9 protein-coding genes are annotated in these 12310 nt (G+C 42.1%); all 9 read right to left on the bottom strand.

Features of this window, described 5'->3' with window-relative positions; genetic code table 11:
- Window positions 1–43: 43 nt before the first annotated feature.
- The 9 genes from ftsH to mfd all read right to left on the bottom strand — a co-directional run bounded on the left by ftsH (window position 44) and on the right by mfd (window position 12279).
- Entirely contained in the window at window positions 44–2164 is a 2121-nt protein-coding gene (ftsH, locus tag B6F02_RS09455) for an ATP-dependent zinc metalloprotease FtsH (RefSeq protein ID WP_080147095.1), read from the bottom strand.
- A gap of 181 nt (window positions 2165–2345) precedes the next feature.
- Window positions 2346–2882: a hypoxanthine phosphoribosyltransferase gene (hpt, locus tag B6F02_RS09460; RefSeq protein ID WP_080147096.1), complete on the bottom strand. Its 537-nt coding sequence runs from the start codon at window positions 2880–2882 to the stop codon at window positions 2346–2348.
- A 14-nt stretch (window positions 2883–2896) separates the two neighbouring features.
- Window positions 2897–4333, bottom strand: coding sequence for a tRNA lysidine(34) synthetase TilS (tilS, locus tag B6F02_RS09465; RefSeq protein ID WP_179128564.1), 1437 nt, complete (start codon window positions 4331–4333; stop codon window positions 2897–2899).
- A 200-nt stretch (window positions 4334–4533) separates the two neighbouring features.
- Complete coding sequence (locus B6F02_RS09470; RefSeq protein WP_080147098.1) at window positions 4534–4983, bottom strand: S1 domain-containing RNA-binding protein; 450 nt, start codon at window positions 4981–4983, stop codon at window positions 4534–4536.
- Between the two features lie 152 nt (window positions 4984–5135).
- Complete coding sequence (locus B6F02_RS09475; RefSeq protein WP_080147099.1) at window positions 5136–5597, bottom strand: FtsB family cell division protein; 462 nt, start codon at window positions 5595–5597, stop codon at window positions 5136–5138.
- A gap of 159 nt (window positions 5598–5756) precedes the next feature.
- Window positions 5757–6014: an RNA-binding S4 domain-containing protein gene (locus B6F02_RS09480; protein WP_080147100.1), complete on the bottom strand. Its 258-nt coding sequence runs from the start codon at window positions 6012–6014 to the stop codon at window positions 5757–5759.
- A 4-nt stretch (window positions 6015–6018) separates the two neighbouring features.
- Entirely contained in the window at window positions 6019–7068 is a 1050-nt protein-coding gene (locus tag B6F02_RS09485; protein WP_080147101.1) for a MazG nucleotide pyrophosphohydrolase domain-containing protein, read from the bottom strand.
- 59 nt (window positions 7069–7127) lie between these two features.
- Window positions 7128–8738, bottom strand: a complete 1611-nt coding sequence (locus tag B6F02_RS09490; protein ID WP_080147102.1) for a putative polysaccharide biosynthesis protein — start codon at window positions 8736–8738, stop codon at window positions 7128–7130.
- A complete protein-coding gene (gene mfd / locus B6F02_RS09495; protein ID WP_080147103.1) occupies window positions 8731–12279 on the bottom strand; it encodes a transcription-repair coupling factor in 3549 nt (1182 codons plus the stop codon). The genes B6F02_RS09490 and mfd overlap by 8 nt, the downstream gene beginning before the upstream one ends.
- Between the last annotated feature and the right edge of the window lie 31 nt (window positions 12280–12310).

Here is a 12310-nt window from a genome sequence, read left to right on the forward strand (position 1 = left end):
ATGACCTCCTCTTCTTCACTTACTTTTTAGTTGTCAGAAAAGACTATTTCTTTTCTTCGTCTGTTTCTGTTTGGTCTTCAGTTTGATCAGAAGCGTCTTCGCTTTTCTGTTCTTGTTCAAACTGTTTTTCGCGTTGTTTTTCTTTTTCTTCACGAGCTGCTTTCACTTCTTCAAATGAAGTTCCGATTTGTTCCTCTTCTGGATTTCTTTCGGCTTCTTCACTTTCACGAGGGAATTCAACTGGATCACTGCTGCGTTTGTCCGGCATTTCGCCTTTTTCAAACAAGCTCTTGATCTCTCTTTCATCCAGTGTTTCCACTTCAAGCAGTTTTTGTGCAATCAGTTCATGAGCCGCTTTATGCTCTTCGACAATGCGTTTTGCTTCGTCATGAGCTTCATTCAAGATTCTCAGAACCTCCTGATCAATCTGATAAGCGAATTGTTCAGAATAAGCTTTCGATTGAGAATAATCTCTACCAAGGAATACTTGACTGTTTCCTTCATATTGAACCGGTCCAAGCAAATCGCTCATTCCGTACTCTGTTACCATACTGCGCGCTAACTGAGTCGCTTGCTGGAAGTCATTTGAAGCACCGCTTGACTGAGAATCAAAAATCAACTCTTCAGCTACACGTCCACCTAAAAGGCCGACGATTTGTTCAAACATTTCTTTTTTCGTCATCAAGAAACGGTCTTCTCTCGGAAGCATGATGGCATATCCGCCGGCACGTCCACGAGGAACAATCGTTACTTTGTGAACGATACGAGCATCGCTCAAGACTAAGCCGACAATGGTATGTCCAGCTTCATGGTAAGCGACCATACTGCGCTCAAGTTTAGAAATCACACGGTCTTTCTTAGCTGGACCTGCAATAACTCGGTCATGCGCTTCATCCACATCCAGCGCTTCAATCGTTTTACTATCGCGACGAGCTGCAATCAATGCTGCTTCGTTCAGTAAGTTTTCCAAATCAGCTCCGGCAAATCCTGGTGTTTGTTTCGCAATCACTTTCAAGTCGACACTTGAGCCCATTGGTTTATTTTTAGAGTGTACTTTCAAAATTGCTTCACGCCCTTTGACATCCGGACGTCCAACCATGATACGACGGTCGAAACGACCTGGACGAAGCAAGGCAGGATCCAATACGTCTTGACGGTTTGTTGCTGCAATAACGATAATACCTTCGTTTCCTGTAAAACCATCCATTTCTACAAGCAATTGGTTCAATGTTTGTTCACGCTCATCGTGACCGCCGCCCATTCCAGCTCCACGCTGACGTCCAACTGCATCGATCTCATCGATAAAGATGATAGCCGGTGCATTTTTCTTCGCATTTTCAAATAAATCTCTTACACGGCTAGCCCCTACACCAACGAACATCTCAACAAACTCAGAACCTGAAATTGAGAAGAACGGAACGCCAGCTTCACCAGCTACTGCTTTAGCCAGCAAGGTTTTACCGGTTCCAGGAGGTCCTTCTAATAAGACACCAGCTGGGATTCTTGCACCGAGATTTGAGAATCTGCGAGGGTCTTTAAGGAACTCAACGATCTCTACAAGCTCTTCTTTTTCTTCATCTGCTCCGGCAACATCCGAGAAGCGGACTTTACTGGTCTTAGCATCGTTTTCTTTCGCTTTAGACTTTCCGAAGTTCATTACTCCGCGTCCGCCGCCAGCACCGCCGCCGCCTTGGCCGGCCTGGTTCATCATGAAATATAAAAATCCGACAAACAAGAGCAGTGGGAAGACTGAGATCAGCAAGCTGGTCCAAATACCGATAGACGGTTCTTCAAGCGGTTGTACTTCTACACTGTTTTGATCAGCTAAAGCCATTACTTCAGAAACCGCGGAATCATTCTGCAAAATGCTGGTTGTGAACGTTGTAGTGTTTTGTTCTACACTTCCGAAAAGCGAAACGCCTTCGTTGTTTTCAACTTCCACTTCCTGTCCGTCACGGAATGTTCCGTTTATTTCATAAATGCCATTGGTTGGCTGAATCGTAAATTCTTCTACTCGATCTTCTTCAAGAAATTCGACAAATTTAGTTGTATTAACTCCTTGTGATGCTGCGTCGGAACCACTAGTCCACCATGATACGAGGCCTATGACTCCAATGAACACCATGATGTAGAAGAGGCCACTATTGAAAAATCCTTTCTTCATGTCATCCTCCATCTAACTATTCGTTTTATTATTTAAACAGGTTGCCCTATTTAGAAATGATACTGTCTTATACTTAACTTATGGTAACATACTTGACCTTTTTTGACTATGAATTTTGTTTGACGATTATAATAATAAATCGATTCTAACATATTCCGTAAAAAATGTTGTTCAGAAGGATTTATTGGTAGATTTCAGGTTTCAAAACACCAATGTACGGCAGGTTACGGTAGCGCTCTGCAAAGTCCAGTCCGTACCCGACAACAAACTCATGCGGCACTTCAAATCCGATCCAGTCAACAGTCATATCCACTGCACGACCTGAAGGTTTATCTAAAAGCGTTACAATCTTGACTGAAGCTGCTTTTCTGTATTTGAACATATCTTGCAGATACGCTAATGTACGACCTGTATCAATGATATCTTCTACAAACAAAACATGTCTGCCTTCTACATTTGTATCCAGATCTTTCAGAATCTTGACCTCGCCAGAAGAAGTTGTTTCGTTTCCATAACTTGATACATCCATAAAATCAATTTCCAGGTAGATTTCCATTGCTTTGATCAAATCAGCCATGAAAGGCAGTCCGCCTTTTAAGACACCGACCAGCAATGGATTTTTATCTTTGTACTCTTCTGAAAGGATGCTTCCCAACTCTTTAACTTTCGCTTGAATTTCTTCTTCTGAAATTAAAATCTTTTCCATATCTGACTTCATATCTTTGTACTCCTTCAATCATCATTTTCTTCATTTTTTTCAGTTAAAATCAGTACATATTGTACTCTATCTGATGCCGGCAAGATAGAAAACTGAGATTCTTTTAATCCAACCACCCACAAAATTTCTTGGTTTCTATCTTCTACGACCATAGCTTTCTTTCTTTCAGCAGTCGGAATTTTCTGATCAATTAGAATTCTGCTGATTTTTTTTGAACCAGACATTCCTTTCAATTTGATCCGATCTCCATTCTGGCGATGGCGAATGGTCAGCGGTACCTTTACAGCTTGTCGGTCAAAATAAAGAATCGCTGTTTTGGTCCTCTTAATTTCAGGAAGGTCTGTACTGCGGAACAAACCTATACTTGCTCCATACGGCAGCGTTCGCCATTCTCCCATCGGCAGTTCGATTCGTTCATCGATTCGTTCAAGATCCGAACCGCTTTTCTCCACTTCTGGCAGAACCTGTCTGATCCAAAATTCGCTGTATTCTTTTATTCCTTTAAAATGACCTGGTAAATCGAGTGTACTGTTTGCTTTTGTGCTGGTCAACCATTCATTTAGTAATTCGATATGCTTTTTCTTATAGAACTGCTCTGAGGGATCATAGAGTTGATCGAGCAACTGTTTTAGAATCAATCTCCGCCAAGATTCCGGTTCTGCAATCAACTTCTCTCGATTAAGCTTAACGCCTTTTTCGTAAAAAATCAGCGCTTCTTTTGCTTTTTCTTCGATTAAAGGAGTTGTGATTTTTATTAGATCTTGGAGCTGGGCAGCAGCGTCAGCAAGATGATCTTCCACTTCTTCATGCTCTTTTTTCAGCATCGGCATAATAAGATGTCTGTATCGATTTCGCGTATAGTCGAGCTCAAGGTTAGACTCATCTTCGAAAAATAAAAGCTGGTTTTCTTCAGCATACTGATATAGTTCTGCTTTGGATACCTCCAGCAGAGGTCTGATGACTCGTTCAGAGCCATCCGCAAAAAGCGATCGGCTTTCCAATATCCCTTGCAGCTGAGGCAGCGCACTTCCGCGAACCAGTCTCATCAAGACAGTTTCTGCCTGATCGTTTTTATGATGTCCAGTCAGCAGTTTCTGGATGTTATTTTCTTTCATCACTTGCTTAAAGAAGCGGTAGCGCTCTTGTCGAGCAGCATTTTCTATTCCGCTTTTCGGATGCAGCTCCTTTTCCCATTTATGAGTATAAACTGGCACCCCTAATTCAGCAGCTGCATTGGCTACCGCTTCTGCTTCTTGATCTGCAGACGGTCTGAGCTGATGATTCACATGAACGACGGAAATCGTCGGACGACAGGTTTCCGGCAACTGAGCGGTCAATTGCAGAAGAGCCATGGAATCAACCCCTCCTGAAACAGCAATCAGTACCGGTTCGTTTTGCCGCCAATACTTCTGCGTCTGTACCTTTTTTGTATAGATCTGGGCTAATTGCACCTCGAAGTCCCTTCCTCTCGTCCGACTCATTTATCCAGCAATAGGTCGTCAACAGGCGGTAACAAAAAAAGGTTAGGGAAACTCCCTAACCCCTTTTCTACGGTTTCGCTGTTGATTGATGAAAAGTTAAGTGCCATTCATTACATAGACGGCTCGGTCAATTCGGTTCGATTCAACCTATCCTCTTTTGAATGACCTTATTATCCTCGACGGCCGCCGCGCCCGCCGCGTTTGTTTTCAGTATTGCGTTTTAAAGATGTCAAGCGGTCTTCACTGTCTTTCAAAAATGAATTCATTAAAGAATCAAAGTCATCTTTTTTAGGTGCTGCTGCACTGCTGCGTTTATTGTTAGATGAATAGCTGCTGCTTTTTGGTCGTTGAGGCACTTTTTTCTTTGGAGCTTCTTCGACAGGTTTGTCTTGAGCTTTACGAATAGATAATCCGATCTTTCCGTCGTCTGCTATAGACAATACTTTAACAGTAACTGTCTGACCCACTTCTAATACTTCATTGATATTTTCTACATAGCTGTCGGATACCTCACTAATGTGAACTAATCCCGTTTTCTTGTCTCCAAGGTCAATAAATGCACCAAAATTTGCGATCCCAGTTACCTTACCTTCTACTTTGCTTCCAACTTCAATTGACATGTTTTCTTTGTTGCCTCCTAATTAATTTGTACATATTATACCATGCACATTTTGGATAATAAAGTATTTTCAAAAGGTTTTGCTCTCTTTAAGAAGAAATCGTTCGCCATTCTCTTTAAAAAGCATGCAACCTTGTTTTTCTGCCTCAGCAGTTATTCTTCCTCTGAACTGCTGCTGCTATTCTGATCAGCTTCTGATTCATCGGCTTCAGTGTCATTAACCGGATCAGCATAATCGGGGGTTTTGTCTTCTGGGAAACTGAAAACCACTTCATCCCCTTTAGTCAGATAATATTCGCTTCTCGCTAGTTTGAGGACATAATCCTCATTTTCCAGCAGTCCTACGTAATATTCCAGTTCTTCCTGCTTGAGTTCTAAAGCTGCTAATGTTTCTTTTGCTTCAGCCTGTTCGATTTTTGATTCTTGCCATTCTCCATAATTGCGTACTAAAGGTGCGACAAGGAACGCTACAAAAACCAAGCCTAAAATAGTGATGAACATCGTTCGTCGTTTAATAAATTTGAGCCTTTTTTTATGGCGAATATTCTCAAGTGTCTTTTCTTCTATGTATTGGTTGTCTAGTTTTGTAATGACTGGTCGCTTTTTCTTTTCCATAAACCTCTACCTCTCAAGAATGCCTTTTCTTTTAGTAGATTGATTATAGCAAGAATCCCATTATAAGCAAAGGATTGTCACAGTAATTTAATATGCGATTACTGTGACAATTTCTTTATGCTCTTTTGTTCATTGATTTTGCTTCTGCATCAGACGATTTTAGTTATTGTATGTTTCTTCAATAATGCTGTATAGGTCTTTCGCTTCATCTTTTTTGGTTGTATCTCTCAATGCTTCTACTTTAACAACCATGGTCTTATTTCCAAAACGAATACTCAATTCATCGCCTTCTTTGACCGTTGTAGAAGATTTCGCTGTCTTTCCGTTGATCTGGATGCGGTCTTTATCTGCAATTTCTTTTGCCACAGATCTTCTTTTAATAATTCTGGATACTTTCAGAAACTTATCAAGTCTCATAAGATTACCTTCTTTCTTCTTTTTCTTTTTTCTTGATGGCTTGCCACAGAGCATCGACTTCTTCAACCGTTTCCGCTTTTACCCCATCAAACACATGCGGATGACGGCGTCTTAATTTACGATTTATGTTGTCCAGCACTTCTTCAAAGGTAAATTCACCTGTTTTTTCAGCCAAGTTGGTCTGATATAAAATCTGCATCAGAACATCACCAAGCTCTTCAATGATATTTTCGATATCATCATTTTCAAAAGCTTGAATCAGTTCTTCTGTTTCCTCTTTTAAATAAGGCAAAAGGGAATGGTGGGTTTGTTCTCTAATCCAAACATCTCCCGAATCACCCGTAATTTCGTCAGTATAGTACTGCAGCAATTCAAACGATCTGGTTCTCTGATCTCTTTCTAATGGAGGAACATAGACAGATCTTAAGTTATGCACCCCGTCAAAACGATCCAATTCATAAAGCGGCATCCACTCTGCTGACTCTTCCATACTGCCGGCAGCATCTACTATACAGATCCGATGTTCATCAGGGTACTTTTCCATCAGCGTCAGCTTCACTTCGCTAGCCATCAACTGATTAAAAACTTGCATGACCATAATGGATTGACCTGTTTGGATTACATCTGCTGACAAGTCGAAAGCATCTAGAAGCTGGAATCCATTGACCGGATCGGCTTTAACAGCTTGAAACATATCATCGATAAAGCTTTTTCCACCAACAATCTCTACTTCAGCATCCGAGGCTAATAATAACTGCACCGTTTTCTCTGCTACCATCGGATGTCCTGGTACAGCATAAACAATCTCTTTACTTTCCGACAAAGTCAGCAGCTGGTCCGCTATTGCTGGGTACACTTGGTCAAATTCAGCATATTGTTCGTAGAAATCATCAAAAAATGTCATAACAACTTGATCTTCCTGAAGCTGCTTGACTACCGGATGATCTTGCGTTCGCACGTAAAGCTGATCGGCTTCTTTTATTGTCTTGTAGACTCCCAAGGTCAGCTGATCCATATCTGAAGACCCTAAACCGACCACTTTTATTTTTCCCATTTTTTCTTCTCCCTTCAGCCCCAGGTTATATGCAGCTGAGGTTTATTTGCTTTAATCCATTACTTCTTTTTTTGAATACGTTCATATATTTTACTGAACGGCATATAATGCCATTCTTGTTCACTTAGGAGGTTAAACTGAGTTAATCCCAGTAAAAAAGCGACCCCTCCGACCAAAACACCTGCCAACGCTAAAACAAAGGCCGTTAATCGGTTCTCTTCAGGCAATACCTGAGCCAAACCGCCGACTCCAAAATGTGTTATCACACCCATAACAGATAACACTAAGGGCATTTTTATCCATTGGCCTTTTTCAAATAACTGATGCCAAATACCGATCGGCAGCTGTGTGGACATAATCAGCAGCACCAGTAGTAACGAAAGAACAGTCAGATAACTGGAGCCCATTACACCTGCATACCGTACAGCGAATTGATTCATAAGCAGCTTGAACAGCAGCCCTATTGATAGAGCCGCTATCGGAAGCAGTTGGCTAGTGCTGCTTTGCAAGATCGACAGAGTAATACTGATCATAGATGCCAGCAAAACACTGATTACAAAAACTTGCAAAACCGCAGTTCCGGACTGATCCGCAAAAAGTGCCTCGTTAAGCCAAGGCATGATGGCGATCAGACCAACAGCAGCGGCTCCTGAAAACAGCAAGGTCAGTTTTAAAACGGATACTGCACTTTGTTTCCAGGCTGCTGTTTTTTTCTCTTGGCTATATCGGCGCAGTAACGGCAGTGCACTTGTCGAGATTCCTAATCCTGCGACCAGCCCTAACTGTACAAAAGGCTGCCCGCGATCATAAATCCCTTTCATGTTCATCGCTAATGCCTCAGTAAAACCGGCATTGATCAATCCATTGTAGACCGTAAATGAATCGATCAGTTGGAACAGCACCATCATGCTGCTCATAGCCGTTAACGGTAGTCCTTCGATCGCCAGCCGCTTACCGACTCTCAAAAAAGAACGCTTTTGCACTCGTTCGCCTCTAAAAAAAACGAAAGCCGCATTTCTATCGTTCTCTGTATTTCGTTTCAGCACATACAGAATTAAAATACTCAGCCCTATTATGCCTGCGACCCAAGAAGAAGACAAAGCATAGGTGCCCATCTGGTAAACGGACCAGTCCGTTAATGTAAATAGATAAGCCGCTGCCAGAAGAACTGTAATCCGTGCGATTTGCTCACCTACTTGCGAAATCCCAGTCGGCACCATATCCAAGTTTCCTTGAAAATACCCTCTGATACTTGCTAGACCAGGAATAAACAAGTAAATATAAGAAACAGATCGAATAACCGGAGTCAACTCTGGGTCTCCCATCAACAGTGCAATCAAGTCAGCACCTAACCAGAATAAGAGGAACAAAGTACCTGATCCCAGCATAAGCCACAACCCGATTTCTTTTAAAACTCGCATCTGACGATCAGCCTCTTCTTCTGCAACCAGTTTCGAAATAAACAGCGGCAGTCCATTTAAAGCCAGGGCAACGGCTATACCATAAAACGGGTAAATCTGCTGATAAACATAGAACCCTTTATCACCAGTCAGATTTTGAAAAGGCACCTTATAGACGGCACTCAGTACTTTTGTCACTAAGGCAGCCATTGACAAAATCAGGGCACCTTTCATCATATGCGAGTGATGTTTATTAGCCCTTTCACTCATCTTGCTGACCAGCTTTCGTTTTCACTTTTTTCTGTTGTGTTAGAAATTCAGCGATATTTTTAGCAAATAAAACCAATTCGTCCATCCAGGCATTATCGGTCAGTTTATGCGGCAGTTTGAATTCAATACTCAATCCGCCATTGGTATTCATATCTGTCTTCAATGTACTATCTTTCAGCGCTTTAAAAATTTCCGGAAGCGGAAGCTGTTTCGCCCCTTCTTTTGAAAAGCTCACAATCACTTGACGTTTCTCGCGTTTAATGGTTTCGATCAATGCAGTATCGCTGTACATCTTCAACAGACCAATCGTTAATAAGTCAGAGACTTCCTGAGGATAGTCACCGAACCGATCGATCAATTCATCCTGCAGTTCTACGTAATCCTCATCACTAGAGAATTCACGAATCCGCTTGTACAGTTCGATTTTTTGTCTTTCATCTTCCACATATGTCCCTGGAAGATAAGCATCCACAGAGAGATCCATTTCAACGTTGGTATGCTGCTGCGTTTCGTCTCCGCGTTTTCTTGCCACTGCTTCAGCCAGCATTTGCGAATAAAGGTCAAACCCAACCGAATCAATAAATCCGTGCTGCTGCTGTCCCAGCAAGTTTCCTGCTCCACGAATCGACAAGTCTCTCATCGCAATCTTGAAACCAGATCCCAGCTCAGTAAAGTCTTTGATAGCCTGCAGCCTTTTTTCACTGACTTCTGTCAGAATCTTATTAGGCTGGTGCATAAAGTAAGCATATGCTACTCGGCTGCTTCTGCCGACTCTTCCTCTTAGCTGATACAGTTGCGACAGACCCATACGATCTGCATCTTCTACTAATAGTGTATTCACGTTCGGCATGTCGATCCCTGTTTCAATGATGGTTGTTGTAACGAGAATATCGTATTCCCCTTGAATAAAGTCGAATAATATACTTTCCAGCTGCCCTTCCGGCATTTGGCCGTGTGCAATCCCGATTCGCGCTTCCGGTACGAATTGCTGCAGCTCTTCTGCCCGCTGTTCGATCGTACTGACGCGGTTATGCAGGTAGAACACTTGACCCCCGCGGGCCATCTCTCGCTTCATCGCTTCTCCAATGACGATGCCATTCATTTCCATCACATACGTCTGTACTGGATAACGATTCGCCGGCGGTGTCTCAATGACCGAAAGATCTCTTACACCCAGCATGGACATATGCAAGGTTCTAGGAATCGGTGTCGCGGTCAATGTCAGCACATCCACTTCCTGCTTCAGCTGTTTCAACCGTTCTTTGTGTTTCACACCAAAGCGCTGCTCTTCATCCACGACTAACAATCCCAGGTCCTGAAACTGTACATCTTTTGACAAGACACGGTGCGTTCCGACAACCACGTCTACTTGGCCTTTACGCAGACCTTCCGTTAACTTTTTGACTTGCTGACTCGTTCTGAATCGACTCATCAAGCCAATTTCTACTGGAAACTCTCTGAATCGCTCAACCATCGTTTCATAATGCTGCTGCGCTAATACTGTTGTTGGAACCAAGATAGCTACTTGCTTGCCGTCTTGGACAGCTTTGAATACTGCACGCATGGCCACTTCTGTTTTCCCATATCCAACATCTCCGACCAGCAGGCGGTCCATTGGTTTGTCTTTTTCCATATCCCGTTTCACTTCTTTAATAGAACGAAGCTGATCATCTGTTTCTGAATAAGGGAAAGCCGCATCAAATTCATGCTGATACTCATTGTCTTTAGAAAATGGAAAGCCTTTTTTGCGTTCTCTCTCCGCGTACAACTCAATCAAATCATCTGCGATATCTTCTACCTGGGAAGCAACTTTACGTTTTGTTTTAGACCAGGCTGTACCACCCAGTTTATTGATCTTCGGTGTTTTCCCTTCAGAAGAAACATATTTCTGAAGCAAATTGACTTGGGTAACCGGGATAAACAGTTTGGAGTCATTCTCATAAACGATCGACATATAATCCTGATGGACACCGTTGATCTCCATGGTCTCCATACCCGTATATTTTCCGATTCCGTGATTGACATGCACCACAAAATCTCCAGGATTCAGTTCAGTGTAATTTTTTAGTCTTTCTGCATTAGAGATATTCTGACGACGAGCTCGTTTACGATTGACTCGGTTAAATAACTCTTTTTCAGTTAATACCGCTAGTTTCTCTCCGGGCAGTTCAAATCCATTCTGAACAGTTGAAGGAATCACTTGAATCTTCTGTTCCTGAATATCATCTTGGTCTGACAAGATACTTGGAATCTCAAAATCCAGCAGTGTTCGATTCACTTTGTCTGCTCGTTCATCATCCACTGTCATGACTACGACTGTATATCCTTGCTTCTCCCAACGTTCCATCTCTGTCTTCAACAAATGCATTTGACCGAAAAACTGCTGCATACTGCGGTACTGGAAAGGATGGATTGCATCAAATTTTAATCCGCGCATTCCTTTTTGAAATAATGCAAAATGCAGAATGTCTTGATCCAGCTTTTTCATTTCTGTTCTGAAGTCATTAGAAAAGGTTTGTTTCTGCAGAATCAAGCGTTGAGACAGCTGAGAAGTGACCCACTCTGCTTCTTCCTCATTCAGCATAGCATCCTTTTCTAATATTCGAGGATATTCATCCATTACTATAGTGGCATCTTCTGAAATATATTCTAAGACAGAGGTGTTTTTCTCATAAATAAAATCTCTGAACTTCACTAAATCATCAGAAAGCTCCCCTGCCTCTAGTTGATCAATCATTCCATTTAATTGTTTGCTCAACTGCTGTTTTGCCTCGTTGTCTGTCATAGAAGACAGATTGTCTGACAAAGCTTTTCTCAATTTGTCTGCAGCAGGCTGCAATTGTTCTTCTGTCACTAAAAAGTCAGTTGCAGGAATCAACGAGATTTTTTCCACATTACTGATCGACCGTTGGGTATCTGCATCAAAAAATCTCAATGAATCCACTTCTATATCAAAGAACTCGATTCGTACAGGATTTTCCTCTGTCAGCGGGTAGACATCAATGATTCCGCCTCTAATGCTGAATTCTCCAGGAGCAGCGACTTTCTGCTCTCTGCGGTACCCCATATTGACGAGTGATTTTGCAAAAGTTTCAAATTCGATTTCTGCGCCTAGTTCAATATTGATATGCGCCTGTTCGAATACTGCTTTTGGCGGCAGTAATTTTCTAACACCTGATAGCGGCACGATGACTACGCCTGGTTGGCCAGACAACAAATAATCAAGTGCCTGTACTCGCTCTGCACGAGCTTCCGGTGAAGCAATCGCCATCTCGGCATGAATCATATCATCTACTGAAAACACAAATAACTGGTCATCAGGAATCAGACCAGTGAAATCTGCCATCAGTTGATTGGCATGATATAAATTCTGAGTAACAATAACGATCTGCTGCTGTTTCTCCTTCAGTAAAGAAGAAAGAAATAGCGCTCTAGCAGAACCGGCAATTCCGGTAATCAATTGTGTTTGTCGTTTACCGACAGCAGAGAAGACCGCTTGGACAGAAGACTTCTCTCTTAAAAAACTTGTAATGGTAGCCAATAGTTTCCTTCTCCTTTTTCAATCTTTAACC

It is taken from the genome of Marinilactibacillus piezotolerans, from assembly GCF_900169305.1.
Lineage (GTDB): Bacteria > Bacillota > Bacilli > Lactobacillales > Carnobacteriaceae_A > Marinilactibacillus > Marinilactibacillus piezotolerans_A.